The 15,588-nt window shown below is 59.7% G+C and carries 16 protein-coding genes; 10 read left to right on the top strand and 6 right to left on the bottom strand.

The window, feature by feature from the left end; all coding sequences use genetic code 11:
- The first annotated feature begins 28 nt into the window (after window positions 1-28).
- The 8 genes from Q2T52_RS17515 to Q2T52_RS17480 all read left to right on the top strand — a co-directional run bounded on the left by Q2T52_RS17515 (window position 29) and on the right by Q2T52_RS17480 (window position 8,089).
- On the top strand, window positions 29-2,014 hold the full coding sequence (locus Q2T52_RS17515) for an FUSC family protein (RefSeq protein WP_302078089.1): 1,986 nt from the start codon (window positions 29-31) through the stop codon (window positions 2,012-2,014).
- A 66-nt stretch (window positions 2,015-2,080) separates the two neighbouring features.
- Window positions 2,081-2,911, top strand: a complete 831-nt coding sequence (locus Q2T52_RS17510) for an RNA methyltransferase (protein WP_302078088.1) — start codon at window positions 2,081-2,083, stop codon at window positions 2,909-2,911.
- Window positions 2,892-3,698, top strand: a complete 807-nt coding sequence (gene murI / locus Q2T52_RS17505; RefSeq protein ID WP_302078087.1) for a glutamate racemase — start codon at window positions 2,892-2,894, stop codon at window positions 3,696-3,698. Before Q2T52_RS17510 ends, murI begins: the two co-directional genes overlap by 20 nt.
- Before the next feature lie 377 nt (window positions 3,699-4,075).
- Window positions 4,076-4,336 carry a hypothetical protein gene (locus tag Q2T52_RS17500; protein ID WP_302078086.1) on the top strand — a complete coding sequence of 87 codons (261 nt, stop codon included), beginning with the start codon at window positions 4,076-4,078 and terminating at the stop codon, window positions 4,334-4,336.
- The gene (locus tag Q2T52_RS17495) at window positions 4,333-4,503 is read left to right on the top strand and encodes a hypothetical protein (protein WP_302078085.1); all 171 of its coding nucleotides are present in this window, start codon (window positions 4,333-4,335) and stop codon (window positions 4,501-4,503) included. Before Q2T52_RS17500 ends, Q2T52_RS17495 begins: the two co-directional genes overlap by 4 nt.
- A 65-nt stretch (window positions 4,504-4,568) precedes the next feature.
- A complete protein-coding gene (locus Q2T52_RS17490; RefSeq protein WP_302078084.1) occupies window positions 4,569-5,201 on the top strand; it encodes a LysE family translocator in 633 nt (210 codons plus the stop codon).
- A gap of 386 nt (window positions 5,202-5,587) precedes the next feature.
- Window positions 5,588-7,108: a helicase HerA domain-containing protein gene (locus Q2T52_RS17485; protein ID WP_302078083.1), complete on the top strand. Its 1,521-nt coding sequence runs from the start codon at window positions 5,588-5,590 to the stop codon at window positions 7,106-7,108.
- A gap of 45 nt (window positions 7,109-7,153) precedes the next feature.
- A complete protein-coding gene (locus Q2T52_RS17480) occupies window positions 7,154-8,089 on the top strand; it encodes an alpha/beta hydrolase (RefSeq protein WP_302078082.1) in 936 nt (311 codons plus the stop codon).
- Between the two features lie 13 nt (window positions 8,090-8,102).
- On the opposite strand, the gene Q2T52_RS17475 is transcribed toward Q2T52_RS17480, so the two are convergent.
- From Q2T52_RS17475 to Q2T52_RS17465, 3 genes are all read right to left on the bottom strand, one after another.
- Window positions 8,103-8,860 (bottom strand): IS5 family transposase gene (locus tag Q2T52_RS17475; protein WP_302078081.1). Its coding sequence is split into 2 segments (ribosomal slippage): window positions 8,103-8,530 and window positions 8,530-8,860, totalling 759 coding nucleotides; the frame shifts between segments, so codons are not numbered across the junction.
- Between the two features lie 83 nt (window positions 8,861-8,943).
- Entirely contained in the window at window positions 8,944-10,185 is a 1,242-nt protein-coding gene (gene pepT / locus Q2T52_RS17470; RefSeq protein ID WP_302078080.1) for a peptidase T, read from the bottom strand.
- 131 nt (window positions 10,186-10,316) lie between these two features.
- Window positions 10,317-11,306, bottom strand: a complete 990-nt coding sequence (locus Q2T52_RS17465; RefSeq protein ID WP_302078079.1) for a TerC family protein — start codon at window positions 11,304-11,306, stop codon at window positions 10,317-10,319.
- A 397-nt stretch (window positions 11,307-11,703) separates the two neighbouring features.
- Between Q2T52_RS17465 and rpsD the strand changes: the two genes are divergently transcribed.
- Window positions 11,704-12,321 (top strand): 30S ribosomal protein S4, encoded by a 618-nt coding sequence (gene rpsD, locus Q2T52_RS17460; protein ID WP_302078078.1) that lies wholly within the window; start codon window positions 11,704-11,706, stop codon window positions 12,319-12,321.
- 251 nt (window positions 12,322-12,572) lie between these two features.
- Here the strand turns inward: rpsD and Q2T52_RS17455 are convergent, their stop codons facing one another.
- The 3 genes from Q2T52_RS17455 to sthA form a co-directional block, all read right to left on the bottom strand.
- Window positions 12,573-12,842 (bottom strand): hypothetical protein, encoded by a 270-nt coding sequence (locus Q2T52_RS17455; RefSeq protein WP_302078077.1) that lies wholly within the window; start codon window positions 12,840-12,842, stop codon window positions 12,573-12,575.
- Window positions 12,843-12,952: 110 nt separating this feature from the next.
- On the bottom strand, window positions 12,953-13,087 hold the full coding sequence (locus Q2T52_RS17450) for a hypothetical protein (protein WP_302078076.1): 135 nt from the start codon (window positions 13,085-13,087) through the stop codon (window positions 12,953-12,955).
- The gene (gene sthA, locus Q2T52_RS17445; RefSeq protein WP_302078075.1) at window positions 13,087-14,583 is read right to left on the bottom strand and encodes a Si-specific NAD(P)(+) transhydrogenase; all 1,497 of its coding nucleotides are present in this window, start codon (window positions 14,581-14,583) and stop codon (window positions 13,087-13,089) included. The genes Q2T52_RS17450 and sthA overlap by 1 nt, the downstream gene beginning before the upstream one ends.
- Before the next feature lie 229 nt (window positions 14,584-14,812).
- On the opposite strand from sthA, the gene Q2T52_RS17440 reads away from it, so the two are divergent.
- A complete protein-coding gene (locus tag Q2T52_RS17440; RefSeq protein ID WP_302078074.1) occupies window positions 14,813-15,550 on the top strand; it encodes a FadR/GntR family transcriptional regulator in 738 nt (245 codons plus the stop codon).
- Window positions 15,551-15,588 lie beyond the last annotated feature (38 nt).

The following is a 15,588-nucleotide window of genomic DNA, read 5'->3' as shown; positions in this document are numbered from 1 at the left end:
ATGGTCGGTCGAACGATTGTGAGTCTTGATGACGTCCAGATTTTCTCCCCTTGATTGGCTGCTCGCAACCGATCCCGCCTTCACGCGGCTTCGGATGGGGGCACGAGTCGCGCTGACGATCGGCCTCTCGGTCCTGATCATGGTGATCATCCATTATCAGGTCATGCCGCTGCCGCCCGTCGCGTTCGGTCTGTCGATCATCCTTTCGATCGAAGGTGGCGTTGCCGTGAAGGATGCAACGCCGCGGGCGCAACTGATCACCCGGATTTTCGGTGGTGTCGCCAGCCTTGCCTGCGTTGCCCTTGCGGCATTGCTGGAAGAACATCGCTATCTATCGGATGCCGTGTTCCTTCTGGTGATCCTGCTTTCGACGCTTGCGCGTCTTTACGGGCAGCGCGGTTTCGCGGTCGGCATGTTTGCCTTCACCTCCTATTTCATGGGCGCCTATCTCAAGCCTCCGCTCGACGAACTGCCCTATGCGGCGCTGGGACCGCTGATTTCGGTGGTTATCGGGCATTGGGTTCGCACTCGTCTGATTCCGGATGATCGGGCCCGCGATCTTTTGCAGGCGCTGATCGCCGTGCAGGGACGCATCAACGACATTCTCTACAAGCTGGCCGTCGTGGCACATGCCGGCGCCGCCAAGGATGGAGATCTCGAAGAACTGCTGGTGCTGCAGGAGCGACTGAAGGATGTGGTGCTGATGGCGGAAGGTTTTCTTCCGCGACCTCCGGATGGCGCACTCGACGGCTCCGAAAGTCCCGTCACGACATTAGCGATGAAGATCTTCGACCTGCATTTGGCCGCCGAGAGCACCATCGTTCTGAGTGCGCAAAAATCCGCGCCGTTTGGTCTGGTTCATTGCATCATCGAAGGCGACCTCGAAGGGATAGAGGCCTGGCGCGCCAAGGCCGAAACGCTGGAGGATAACCAGCAGAGGGAAGCGATCAATGCATTGATCTGGCTGCACGATGCTCGCCGCGACCTGCAAACGGAGATCACGGAAGGCGGCGATGTCCGCTTTCGAGAACTGGTTCGGACAGTCTCTGCCGCAGGCTCGCCACAGAAGATCCGCCTCAGCCTCAAAAATGCCGCGGTACGTGCGGCTTTGCAGATTACGCTTGCCTCGGCCATCGCCATGGTGTTCGGCCTGATGCTGTCGCGTGAGCGCTGGTTCTGGGCGGTGTTGACGGCATTCCTGGTTTTCACCAACACCAAGTCGCGCGGCGACGCGGCGGTGAGAGCGCTGCAGCGCTCGGTGGGCACGGTTCTTGGTATTGCCGTAGGACTTGGCCTCGCGCTGGTCGTGCAGCAGCATCTGCCCTTGCTGATCGTGCTGGCAGGATTTGGCATCTTCTTCGCGTTCTATTTCCTGCAGGTGTCCTACGCAATGATGACATTCTTCGTGTCCATCGTGCTGTGTCTGATCTACAGCCTGATCGGCACTTTAACGGTGGAACTCGTTACCTTGCGGGTGGAGGAAACGCTGATTGGGGCCGTTGCCGGCACGGCAGTGGCATTCTTTGTGCTGCCCACCCGGACCCGCACCAGCATGCAGGATGTTCTGGATCGCTGGTATGGCCATCTGGCGCAATTGCTGGAAGAGGCGAAGGACGGTCGGTCGGGTTTCGATCTGATCGAAAGATCCCGCCAGCTGGATGCGGCCTATCGTGATCTGGCGCTCGCCGCCCGGCCGCTCGGCACAGCCTGGACGCTGGTGACGAAGCCGGGCAGGGTGCGACAGACTCTGGCAATCTTCCTGACATCCACCTATTGGGCACGCATTTTTGCCCGCAGCCGCACCCAGGCGGCAAACGAAATGACAGCAGAGGAAATCGCCGCGATCGACGATGTGCTGGCTACGCTCCGCAAAGCCAAGGGTCTTGGGCCGGATCCCTTCTTCACGGGATCAGGACCGAAGCGACAGCCGCAGGAGCATCTTCCGATCTTCCGTCACGGTACGCGCATCGGTATTCGCATGATTGGTACGATGCTCGGCCGCTTATCCGTCTGACGCTTTGATTTTTGGATGCGATTGTGCCAGTGAAGCCCGCAATTCGATAATGGATATGGACGGGTTATGGCAGGCACCAACAGCGAGCGCGAACTTTTGGCCGAAGGTCCGGCGATCATTCTCGTCGAGCCCCAATTGGGCGAGAATATCGGCATGGTCGCCCGTGCCATGGCCAATTTCGGTCTGGCGGAACTGCGTCTCGTCAATCCTCGTGATGGCTGGCCGAGCGAGAAGGCGCAGGCTGCTGCCGCCAAGGCCGACCATGTCATCGAAGGCACCAAGGTTTTCGCGACGCTGGAAGAGGCCGTGGCGGACCTGAACTTCGTCTATGCCACGACGGCGCGTCAGCGCGACGGCTTCAAGCAGGTGCGTTCGCCCGTTGTTGCTGCCGAGACGCTGCGCCAGCGGTTCGTGGCCGGCGAGAAGACCGGCATCCTATTCGGCCGCGAGCGCTGGGGACTGACCAATGAGGAGGTCGCGCTGGCGGACGAAATCGTCACCTTCCCTGTCAATCCGGCCTTTGCCTCTTTGAACATCGCGCAGGCCGTACTGCTGATGTCCTATGAATGGATGAAGAGCGGCATGGAGGATGTGGCGGCGACACCGTTCCAGGCCGTCGACCAGAAGCCGGCGACCAAGGAGCAGCTGTTCGGTTTCTTCGAACAGATCGAAGAGGCGCTGGATGCGCGCAATTACTTCCATCCGCCCACAAAAGTGCCGAAGATGATCGACAATCTGCGCGCCGTGCTGTCGCGGCCAGGCTTCACGGAGCCGGAGATCAGCGTGCTGCGCGGCGTGATCACATCGCTCGACCAGTTTGCGCGTCGCTGGAAAAAGGGCGAGGCGCCGGCGAAACAGACCGGCAAGGGGCATGGGGATGGAGCAGACGAGGAGTGAACTGAAACCGGTCCTGGTTTTCGATTCCGGGATCGGTGGCCTGACGGTTCTGCGAGAGGCGCGCGTGCTGATGCCCGAGCGCGGCTTCATCTATGTGGCTGATGATGCCGGCTTTCCCTATGGGAGTTGGGAAGAGGAGGCGCTGAAAGCCCGCATTATCGCACTGTTCGGCGACCTGCTGAAGACCTACCAGCCGGAAGTCTGCATCATCGCCTGCAACACGGCCTTCACGCTGGCGGGTGCCGATTTGCGCGCCGCCTTTCCGCAGATGACCTTTGTCGGCACGGTACCGGCGATCAAGCCCGCGGCAGAGCGTACGCGCTCCGGCCTCGTTTCAGTTCTGGCCACGCCCGGCACGGTGAAGCGTGCCTACACCCGCGATCTCATCCAGTCCTTTGCCAGTCAGTGTCATGTGCGGCTGGTGGGCTCTGAAAACCTGGCCCGCATGGCGGAAGCCTATATTCGCGGTGAGACGGTCACCGAGGCGGATGTGCTGGCCGAAATCGCTCCCTGCTTCGTGGAGAAGAATGGCGCACGCACGGATATCGTCGTGCTGGCCTGCACACATTATCCTTTTATGGCAAACCTGTTTCGCAAGCTGGCACCCTGGCCGGTCGATTGGCTGGACCCGGCGGAGGCGATTGCCCGGCAGGCCCGCCGCCTTGTTCCCTCCGTACCGGGCGAGGATCACCCGGAGGATTTCGACTTCGCGGTCTTTACTTCCGGCGCCCCGGATTTTTCAACAAGGCGGCTGATGCAGGGCTTCGGGCTCGATATCCGTGGGTAATAGTACCTGTTGCTGTTTGGCAACAGATTTCCGCCTTTGATTACAATTTGGAATAGCAGACTTGTGCTGCCGGGAGAGCTGTGTCACTTTGCCGCCATCCGCAGCTCTATTGAAGAAAGGAGGCGCATATGACATCCATGTCCACCAATTATCGCCTCCATGGCGGAGCCATTCAGACGGGACCAGTTGCACAGCGTTGCGCCCCATCTGTGGCACGTCAGTTCGCGTAACGCGCTGACAAATCTCAACTTTGTTTCTAATAAACTGACGTGACATCTGTGTCTGACGTAGCGTCATGCTGCGTTCACCCGTCTGTTCGCGTCTCCTCACATCGTGAAAGGACCTGGTTTGCCGTGCGGCACCGGGACGGATTTCCTATGCAAAATGAACACGTATTGGTTGAAAACAATCCCCGCGTCTTGGTGCGGGATCTCGTCCAGGATCTGGGCGTCTGGCGGGTACTGCATCTGCTGCTGTCCGTCGTGATCAGCCGGCGCGAACGGATGAACCATGTGGCCGATCTTTCGGATCGCATGAGGCGCGATATCGGCCTTCCCGTCGAGTGGGATATCCTGCGGCCCCCGAAACGGTCGCCGTGGGACATTCACCTCGATCGGTCGCAGGAGCGGTTCCGATGACCCGCATCATCTGCCGCCGGTTGACTGTGGAAGATATGGCCTCGGCGGCGCGTATTCATCGGACATCGATTGATGCGCGCCTGCCATGGCTGGCCGGGTTGCACACTCCCGAAGAGGACCGGGCCTATTGGTCCGGCCCTCTTTTCAAGCAGCACATCACATCATAGCAGGTGCTTGTCACGCGATGGAAAGAGTGGCTTGCTCGATCAAGACCCGTGGAGGAATCAGCATTATGTCGATTGAAAACTGGCTTGCTTTTGTTGCCGTCGCCTCCGTCCTGCTGGTCATTCCGGGACCGACGATCCTGCTGGTGATTTCCTACGCCGTGTCGCATGGTCGTAAAGTTGCGATGGCAACCGTTGCCGGGGTGGCGCTGGGTGATTTCACCGCGATGACCGCCTCCATGCTGGGGCTCGGCGCTCTTCTCGCGGCCTCCGCCAGCCTGTTCACCGTGCTGAAATGGATTGGCGCTGCCTACCTCATTTATCTCGGTATCAAGCTGTGGCGCGCGCCTGTGGCGGAGGCCTCTGCGTTGGAGGAGCCGGCGGATGAGCATCCGGGCCGCATCTTCTTCCATACCTATATCGTCACGGCGCTGAACCCGAAGAGCGTTGTCTTCTTCGTATCCTTCCTGCCGCAGTTCCTGGACCTCACGCAGCCGCTGCTGATACAGATGGTTATCCTGGAAAGCACATTTCTTGTGCTCGCGACGCTGAATGCCGCCCTCTATGGCCTCCTGGCCTCCATGGCGCGCGAGACCATTCGCAAGCCAAGCCTGCGCCGTGCCGTCAACCGAACCGGCGGGACGCTCCTGATCGGGGCTGGCCTTCTGGCTGCCGGCTGGAAGCGTGCGGCTGCCAGCTAGAGCCTATCAGGGCTAAATGGAAACAGTTCTGTTGGCTCAGGCGGGGTCAGATGCGAGGAGAGTGGCGCGTGTCGTAGCCAAAGCATACGGCCAAGCCGCTCGACAAAGCAGATGACCCGCCTCAGCCAACCTGAAGGGCCGGATCATTTTCCGCCATTATCCGCGGCTTTCGTCTCGACCGTACCAGGCGGTATGCCCTTCGCCGAAAGCCTTGATCCTGACAAAAAATGCTTCCGGCAGAACGATTCCATTTAGCCCTGATAAGCTCTAAGATTCCCTGTTGATGGGCTGAGTTTCGCGCAAGCGAGAGCGTCAATAATTTGTTAAAGGAACGCGATTGCCCGGATTAGGCTCGGGCAAGGGCGACAGCATGTGAGGTGAGTGCAGTGCAGGTTGGCATCGATATGGGAATGGCGTCCGGGGGTGGTCCGGCCAAGCTCGATATCGAAGAGCTTCTGGCGACCCGCCTTCTCGTGCAGGGCAATTCGGGATCCGGCAAGTCGCATTTGTTGCGCCGTCTGCTGGAGCAATCTGCCCAGTGGGTGCAGCAGGTCATCATCGATCCCGAAGGCGATTTCGTCACGCTGGCCGACAAGTATGGCCATGTCGTCATCGATGGCGAGCGCACGGAAGCGGAACTGATCGGCATCGCGACCCGCATTCGCCAGCACCGCGTGTCGTGCGTGCTGACGCTGGAAGGTCTCGATATCGAAGAGCAGATGCGCGCCGCCGGCGCTTTCCTGAACGGTCTCTTCGATGCCGATCGCGAGCACTGGTATCCGGTACTGGTCGTGGTGGACGAGGCGCAGATGTTTGCGCCCTCCGTCGGCGGTGATGTCTCGGAAGAGGCGCGCAAGATGTCGCTCGGCGCCATGACCAATCTGATGTGTCGTGGCCGAAAGCGCGGGCTGGCCGGGGTCATCGCGACGCAGCGTCTGGCAAAGCTTGCCAAGAACGTTGCCGCCGAAGCCTCCAACTTCCTGATGGGACGTACCTTTCTCGATATCGATATGGCACGCGCTGCCGATCTCCTCGGCATGGACCGCCGCCAGGCGGAAATGTTCCGTGACCTGAAGCGCGGCAATTTCGTCGCGCTCGGTCCGGCGCTTTCGCGCCGTCCGCTGCCGATCACCATCGGCTCGGTGGAAACCTCGGCGCGCTCGGGAAGCCCGAAGCTGATGCCGCTGCCGGATGCGCCGCAGGATGTGGAAGACCTGATCTTCACCCCCGACCCGGAAGAGTTCACCCGGCCGATCGTACGCCGGGCTCCGCCGGCGCCGCGTCCGACAACCGATATTCTGGCGGAACTTTCCCGCTCCACGCCCGCAGCCGCCATGCCCGCCCCGCAGGAGCCCAGCCGTCCTTCGCAGCCGGAACTGACACCGGAGGAGCGCGAGGAGCGATTGGGAGCAGTGCTTTCCGAAATCATCGACGATCCGCAGGCGGCCTATCGCACGGACTCGGTTCTTTATCAGGAATTCCTGGTGAGGGCGCGCATGCGCAGGCTGCCCGGTCCGCCGCTTTCGATGAGCGAGTTCCGCCGCCGCGTTGCGATTTCGCGGGCAGGGGTTGATGAGGATACGGCGGCGACGCCGGGTTGGCAGATGGCGCTAGAGCTCTCCGCGCGCGTCTCGGATGATTTGCAAGGCCTCTTTCTGCTTCTGGCCAAGGCGGCGCTGACGGCCGAGCCTTGCCCTTCTGATGCGCGGATTGCGCGCGCTTACGGTACCCATTCCGCACGCCGGGCGCGAAGATTACTCGGATATTTCGAGGAGCAGGGGCTGATTGTCGTGCACACTGACTTTTCCGGTAAGCGTATCGTTGCGTTTCCCGATCTCGATGTGCAGACTATGCCCGGTGCAGCCGATGGACCCGATAGTCTGGATGCGCCGCAGGCTGCGGAATAGGAAGCGTCGCGTCACATCTGCGCTTCCTTGAGAACTGGGGGCTTCATGCTTGGGCGCAGACAGTTTCTGGCCGGTGCGATTGCGGCAACATCCCTTGCCGCATCCTGGCGTTCCCATGCTGCAAGTCTTGATGGCGACGAAATTCCGATCTGGCCTGGGCCTCCGCCGGGAGGTGAGGGGCCGGAGGCGCCCATCGTCGAATTGCCGCGAGGCGCAGTCAGGCGCATTGCGACACCGACATTGCGTGTGTTTCGGCCCGAAAAATCTGTCGGCTGCGCAGTCTTGATCGCTCCCGGTGGCGGATACAAGCGCATCGAAATTCATCATGAAGGGCATGCTGCAGCGCAATGGTTTGCCGATCGCGGTGTAACAGCGTTCGTTTTGACTTACCGACTGCCGTCAGAGGGATGGGATGTGGGGCCGCTTGCCCCGCTGCAAGATGCGCAACGCGCGCTGCGCCTTGTCCGCTCACGCGCGAGGCAGTTCGAGGTGGATGCCGAACGAATTGGCGTTGTCGGCTTCTCGGCAGGCGGCCATCTTATGGGCATGTTGTCTGCACGCTCGGATCTGTCCACCTACAAGCCGGTCGACGGTACGGATAGATTATCGGCGCGCCCGCACTGGGCGGCTCTAATCTATCCGGTGATCAGCCTGCTGCCTCCCGACGATCGCACCTCCGCGCGGCGTTTGCTGGTGGGTGACAACCCGTCGGAGGAGCTGGCGGCTGAATGGTCTGTGCAGACGCACATCACGCATGACTGCCCCCCGATTTTCTCGATTGCCGCCAAGGATGATCCGATTGCCGGAGAAGGCCATCTCCGACTTCTGTCCGAGGCCTGCGAACGGGCCGGCGTTCCTGATCGGATGATTCGGTTGGAAAATGGCGGCCATGGTTTTTCCATGGGGCGTCCAGGTACGGCCTCCGAGCACTGGCCGAACCTGATGGCGGAATGGTTGAGGGAGCGCCGAGCGCTCCTTTAGGTTCTGTCTGCATTTAGCGGAGCCAGATCATGGCGCATGCGAGATGGACGAATCCCATAAAGGCGGAGATCGTCTTCTCGCAGCGCAGGGCGATGCGGCGGAAGCGTTTGAGTTTGTTGAAGAAGCACTCGATCTGGTGGCGCTCTTTGTAGAGCTGCCAGTCGATTGTCGGCTTTCGGGTCCGGCTGGCATTGGCCTTGATCTGCGCCGTTGCGCCGAGATCATCGGCAATGAAGATGCGCAGCGGATCGGCATCATAGGCAGCATCTGCGATGACGTGACCAATGCCATGCAGGCCTTTCAGGAGATCTCGCGCCTGTGGAGCGTCGCCACGTTGCCCCGGCGTCGGGTGGATACGGATCGGCAGTCCGATGGCATCGACGGCCGCGTGTAGCTTGGTCGTCAGTCCGCCACGCGAACGGCCGATTGCGGCAGCTTCAGCCCCCCTTTTGCGCCGCTTGCGTCGGCGTGGACCTTCGAGATCGTGCTGTCGATCAGGACGTATTCGAAGTCCGGCGTGTCGGCCATCGCATGGAACAGCTTCTCCCAAACGCCAGCGTGCGACCAACGGCGGAACCGCGCATGGACCCCGCTCCATTTGCCGAACACCTCCGGCAGATCACGCCAGCGCGCTGCATTGCCCGCCATCCACAAAATGGCATCCACGAACAGCCGATTATCGACCCCGCTGCGCCCACGCAGCCCATCCCGCCCAGGAAGATGTTCCGCAATCCGCTCCCATTGCTCGTCCGTCAGCGTGCGTCTGCTCATGATCTGGCTCCTTCACCAGCCTTGAATCAGAACTCACCGATCATGGGAATCCTCAAATGCAGACAGAACCTAGCCCGTGTTGCTTACGCCCGCTCTTCCCAGACCTTGATCAGTTCCACGATCGCCTTCACGGATGTTTCCATGTCCTGAACGCTCACCCATTCCAGCGGCGAGTGATAGGCATGGCCGCCGGTGAAGATGTTGGGGCAGGGCAGGCCCATGAAGGAAAGGCGGGCGCCATCCGTACCGCCGCGGATGCTGGTCGTGACGGGCGTGAGACCGACTCGGCGCGTGGCTTCCATCAGGTTCTCCATCACGTCGGGGTGCTGGTCCAGCACCACCTTCATATTGCGATATTGCTCGCGCACCTTGAAGGTGAAGGTCGAACCCGGATAGTCGCGGATGACGTCCTCGGTGATGGATTTCAGCAGATCTTCCTTCTCCTTTAGGCCTGCTTCTTCGAAGTCACGGATGATGAAGCCAAGCTTGGCTGCTTCCATCGAGCCGCTGATGCCGGTCGGGTGAATGAAGCCCTGCCGGTCTTCCGTGCCCTCGGGAGACTTGTCGCGGGGCAGGCGGGCGATGATTCCACCGGCGATCTTGATGGCGTTTTCCATGCGGTCCTTGGCGGTGCCGGGATGGATCGCAACACCGGTAATCGTGATGTCGACGCCATCGGCGGAAAAATTCTCGTTCTCGATTTCGCCGACCGTGCTGCCATCCAGTGTATAGCCGAAAGCTGCGCCGAGCTTCTTCAGATCCACCTTGTCCGCACCACGACCGACTTCCTCGTCTGTCGTGAAGAGGATCTTGATCGTGCCGTGCTTGATGTCCGGGTTGCGCAGCAGCGTCTGCGCTGCTGTCATGATCTCGGCGACACCCGCCTTGTCATCGGCGCCGAGCAGTGTTGTGCCATCTGTCGTGACGATGTCGTGGCCGATCTGGTCCTTGAGGTCAGGATGTTCAGCGACGCGAATGACGCGGCTTGTGTCGCCCGTCAGCGCGATGTCGCCGCCCTGGTAGTTGCGCACCAGTTGCGGCTTGACATTGGTGCCGGAAAAATCCGGGGCCGTGTCCATGTGTGAGCAGAAGCAGATGACAGGCACGTCCTTGTCGACGTTCGACGGAATGGTCGCGTAGACATTGCCATGCTCATCCATATGCGCGTCCGACAGTCCGAGCGCCTGCAATTCCGCTTCGAGGATGCGGCCGAGATCCTTCTGCTTTTCCGTCGTCGGCTGGGATGTAGAGGTCGGGTCCGATTGGGTGTCGACCACCACGTAACGGAGAAAGCGGTCGAGGACGGTATCATTGGGAAGAGACATGAGCAGGCATCCGAATCTGGCTGAACTGAGCGATCAACTTAGCCTGCCCAATGCGTCGGCGGAATGGCATATATAGGAAAAGCAGAACCGCGCCGTTGTGGCGGCGCGGTGTGGTTTTGGATGCGTCGGTCTTAGTTCTTGGCGTCGATCTGAACCTGCTGACCGCGGGTCGCCCAGAGCGAGCCGATGATGCCGGCAGCCAGGATCGCGATGGTGATGCCGAGCGACAGCAGCGGCGGGATCTTGGCAATGCCGAGCATATCCGCGAGGAAGATCTTCGAGCCGATGAAGATCAGCACCACCGACAGCGCATACTTCAGATAGGCGAAGCGGTGGATGAGGGCAGCCAGCGCGAAGTAGAGCGCACGCAGACCCAGGATCGCGAAGATGTTCGAGGTGTAGACGATGAAGGGCACCGTGGTGATCGCGAAGATGGCCGGGATCGAGTCGACCGCGAATACGAGGTCCGCGAATTCGATCAGGATCAGGGCCAGCATCAGCGGCGTCAGGTAGGTGCGCAGTTTGCCGTTCTTCTCGTCCGGCTGGCGAACGAGAAACTTCTCGCCATGCAGGCGGTCGGTGATCGGCATGCGCTTGCGCAGGAACCTCAACAGCGGATTGTTTTCGACGTCATAGCCTTCATTGCCGGAAAACAGCATCTTGATGCCGGTTACGATCAGGAAGGCTGCAAAGAGATAGAGAACCCAGCCATAGTTTTCGACCACAGCCGCACCGGCAGCGATCATGATGGCGCGTAGCACGATCACACCGAGGATACCGAACAGCAGGACGCGGTGCTGGTATTCACGCGGGATGGCGAAATAGCTGAAGATCATGGCGATGACGAAGATATTGTCCATCGCCAGGCTCTTCTCGATCACGAAGCCGGTCAGATATTCGATGCTGGCCTGTTCGCCGAACTGGTACCAGACGAACCCGCCGAACAGCAGGCCAAGTGTAATATAGAAGCCGGAGAGAAGTAGGCTTTCCTTCACGCCGATTTCACGGTTCTGCTTGTGCAAAACCCCCAGATCAAGCGCGAGAAGAGCAATCACGATTGCGATGAAGGCAAGCCACATCCAGACGGCGGCGCCCTGAAAATCGGCCAATAGGAAATCCATGACATTGTCCATGCCGGATTGATTGGCGATAAAGCACCGACATCACGGGTCGATCCGGCAATACACGTCAGAGGGGCCCGGTGCTTGCATACCGAGATGGGAAGCGGATTTTTGCTCTTCAAGAGCGCTGGAACAAAAAAATGTACGGGCGTTTTGCGCAAACCATGTTCTACGCAGGCAACGGTCTCGTGCCGATGTTGACAATTCGATGACTTCCCCCTAAAGACCCCGCCAGCACCGGGTGGCAACGCCCGGTGTTTCATTTGACATGTCCCGTGGTTTTCTCCGAACGCTATCGTGAGAAACCTGTCAGAACAGGAGCTGGAAGCTCCGTTCAGAGGAGGGCGTGTTTCCTTGAGCCGATTGAACGCGGCACAACCTGATAGAAGGAAATACGATGAGCAAGCGCGCTTCGTCGAAGTACAAAATTGATCGCCGCATGGGCGAAAACATCTGGGGCCGTCCGAAGTCCCCGGTCAACCGTCGCGAATACGGCCCGGGCCAGCACGGCCAGCGCCGCAAGGGCAAGCTGTCCGACTTCGGTGTACAGCTCCGCGCCAAGCAGAAGCTTAAGGGCTACTACGGCGACATCCGCGAAAAGCAGTTCCGCGCCATCTACGACGAAGCAAACCGTCGCAAGGGTGACACCTCGGAAAACCTGATCGGCCTGCTCGAGTCGCGCCTGGACGCCATCGTCTACCGCGCCAAGTTCGTTCCGACCGTTTGGGCTGCTCGCCAGTTCGTCAACCACGGCCACGTGACCGTCAACGGCGTTCGCGTCAACATCGGTTCCTACCGCTGCAAGGCTGGCGACGTGATCGAAGTTCGCCAGAAGTCCAAGCAGCTGGTCACGGTTCTGGAAGCCGTTCAGCTCGCTGAGCGTGACGTTCCTGATTACATCGAAGTCGACCACAACAAGATGGTTGCTACCTTTGCACGCGTACCGTCGCTCTCCGACGTTCCGTACCCGGTCATCATGGAACCGCATCTGGTCGTCGAATTCTACTCGCGTTAATCGCGATGAAAATGGCCCCGAAAGGGGCCGTTTTTATATCCGGATTTTTTGCAAGCCGCCCGTCATTCAATGCCGGGCGGTTTTGTTATGTGCGTTGCTTGATGCGGCGGCTGATCAGCTGCGCAATCAGAAGCATTGCCCATACCTATCAGATCACGCCAAGAGGAATCGTCAGGCGCATCAGCCAGCCTGAATTCTCAGCATTAAGGGGTCTAATGTGGGGCTCGGTGCATATGCCCACAGTGCGCCTGTCACTCGCGATTTCTGCGATGGAAGTCGTGGTCTAAGTCTTTCCAGACGTAGAATCCATTCCAAACGCCGAGCCAACTCTCCAATGCTCCTATCGGTCCCCCAAAGCCAGTGCGATAGACCGAATTTCCTCCGAGGGAAGCGTCCTTCTTTTTCGCCCAAACGCCTATGATTGCGAAGAAAAACCAGAAGGCGAATAACACCCACATGCCGGGCCAGACAAAGAGGATAACCGCAAGACAGATCACCACAATCGATCGATAGATGGCCATTTTGGATATTCGCGTCATCTCGATTTCTAAAACTACGGCGACTTCATGTTGCCCAAAATTGTCATGAGAAGCCACGAAAATAGCAGGAAAGGCCAGGCTGTGTTGGTGTGTTAGCCAGCTATCGAGGTGCTGACGAAGACGCCGAGTAGCGGAAGAAAGGTGATGATCAGGATCGCCGCAAATGCCAACGCGTAAGCGCGAACCAAGGTCGCGCTTCCCATCAACTCCGGACGATCCGCCGTCATTATTTTGAAGCGGCTTTCTTCTTTTCCGAGACCACTTCGACCGGAGCGGCTGTTGCCGTCGTGTCCGTGGACTGCCCGGTAGCAACTGGCGCCTCCTTCGGGCCTTCGCCCATGCGGTTCCAGGCGTCGAGACCTGCAATCTTGTAGGCTTCCGCCAGCGTCGGGTAATTGAAGGTGTTCTCGACGAAGTATTCCACCGTACCCTTCAGGTTGAGTACGGCCTGGCCGATGTGGACCAGTTCTGTGGCGCCTTCGCCGACGATATGCACACCCAGAAGACGGCGTGTCTTCAGCGAGAAGATCATCTTCAGCATGCCCGTATCAAGGCCCATGATATGGCCGCGCGAGGTTTCGCGAAAATGAGCGATACCTGTCTCATACGGAATGCCACGCTGGATGACTTCCTCTTCCGAAAGGCCGCAGGTGGAAATTTCGGGCACGGCATAGATGCCATAGGGGAAATACTGCGGAGGTTCGCTGGCGGGCGCGCCGACTGCATGGCGGGCAGCGATGCGGCCCTGTTCCATGGAGGTGGAGGCAAGGCTCGGGAACCCCACGACGTCGCCGGCAGCATAGATATGCGGAACAGAGGTCTGGAATGTTTCCGGATCGACCTTCAGGCGGCCGCGGTTGTCGGCCTCAAGACCGGCGGCGGCAAGATTAAGGGTATCGGTAGCGCCCACGCGGCCAGCGGCGAACAGCACCATTTCAGCCTGCAGGCTACGGCCACTCTTCAGGGTCACGCGGCACTTGTTCTGACCCGCATCACGTTCGACTTTTTCAACCGTCTGGCCGAACAGAAGCTTCATGTTGCGATCGCGCAGCTGATAGGCGAAGTCCTCGACGATCTCCTTGTCGATAAAATCGAGCATGGTCTCGCGGGGCTCCACCACCGTCACCTGGGTATCAAGCGTGCTGAAGATGGTGGCGTATTCGATGCCGATGACGCCCGCACCGACAACGATCAGCGAGCGCGGCACATCCTTGATTTCGAGCAATTCGTCGCTGTCGAGAACATATTGACCGTCAAACGGGATATGTGGCGGCCGATAGGGGCGGGTGCCCACAGCCAACAGAACCGAGGCCGTCGTGACGCGCAGGACTTCGCCATCGGTCTTTTGAATCTCGATTGTATTCGGATCGATGAAATGTGCCTTGCCGCGCATTTGCTGAACGCGGTTGCGGGCAAATTGATGCTCCAGCACTTCCACCTCATGGTCCAGCGTGATCAGCAGGCGACGGCGCAGATCGTCGGCGTGAATTTCCTGTTTCACGCGGTAGGAGCGGCCATAAAAGCCACGCTCACGCCATCCCGTCAGGTTCAGTGCCGTCTCACGCAGCGTCTTGGAGGGAATAGTGCCGGTGTGGACCGAGACACCGCCCACCCTGCGCCCCTGTTCGACAACGAGAACCTTCTTTTCAAGCTTCGCTGCCTGAATGGCTGCGCGGCGGCCGGCCGGGCCGCTTCCGATCACGATAAGGTCATACTGGTGCATGGGAATGCCTCGTCTGTCTTGGGAGCGCTGATGATGCAGCGCACAAATGTCATCGGTCAAATCATATCGCTGATTCCTGACCAATTTCTCACAGCGACACTCCGTTCCGCAAAAAGCGACAAACTTTCTGCTGGTGATCTTTTGTGCAGAACCGGATTCTGCACGAATTTTGATTGACAATCATATCCTGTCAGTCGAAAGTCGAACCAATCGAAAATTGGTTCAGGTAATGGTCCACTCGTCCAACCCACCCGACAATGCCAACTACGCGCTTGAAAAACTGCGTGAGCTTTTGCGCAGCGGTGGGTTTGATGCGGAGGGCAAACTGCCCACCGAACGTGGCCTGTCGGAGCGATTGGGCGTTGGACGGCGTGCCATTCGCCGCGCGCTGGAAGTGCTTGAGGCCGAAGGCGAGATCTGGCGTCGGCAGGGCGCGGGCACGTTTATTGGTTCGCGCCCCGGCGAATGGTCCGGCAGCGTCGATGCCATCGTTGCCGGTACGGATTTCATGGAAATCATGGAGGTCAGGCTGCGCATCGAGCCGCAGCTCGCGCAGCTAGCTGCATTGCGGGCAAAGCCGGCCGAGCTTGCCCGCATGCGGGATCTCGCGCGCAAGATCATGGAGAGCGACGATGCCGATGCTCGCGAGCTTTGGGATGGCGCGCTACATCGCCAGATCGCGCAGAGCGCCCGCAACCAGCTGTTCCTCGCCATCTTCGATATGATCAATCACGTCCGCCAGGACGAAGCCTGGCAGAACATCCGCGAGCGCGCCCGCAGCAGTGGCACTGTTGGCATCGCTTATGCCCAGCATGACGGGATCATCGAGGCAATCGCGGCGCGTGATCCGGCCAAGGCGGGCGAGGCCATGCGTCAGCATCTCTTGATGCTGCAGGAGCGGTTGGTCCGCGCCACTTCCATGGACCACGACACGATTGGCGCCGAAGTGCTGCCGGAAGCGGGCTGAATACTTTGATCCGGTCTTCGGCCGGGCGACAAGAAAAG

Source organism: Rhizobium oryzicola (genome assembly GCF_030504645.1).
Classification (GTDB): Bacteria; Pseudomonadota; Alphaproteobacteria; order Rhizobiales; family Rhizobiaceae; genus Neorhizobium; species Neorhizobium oryzicola.
Note: the sequence above shows the minus strand (reverse complement) of the source record. Positions and strands in the feature narration are given on the sequence as shown.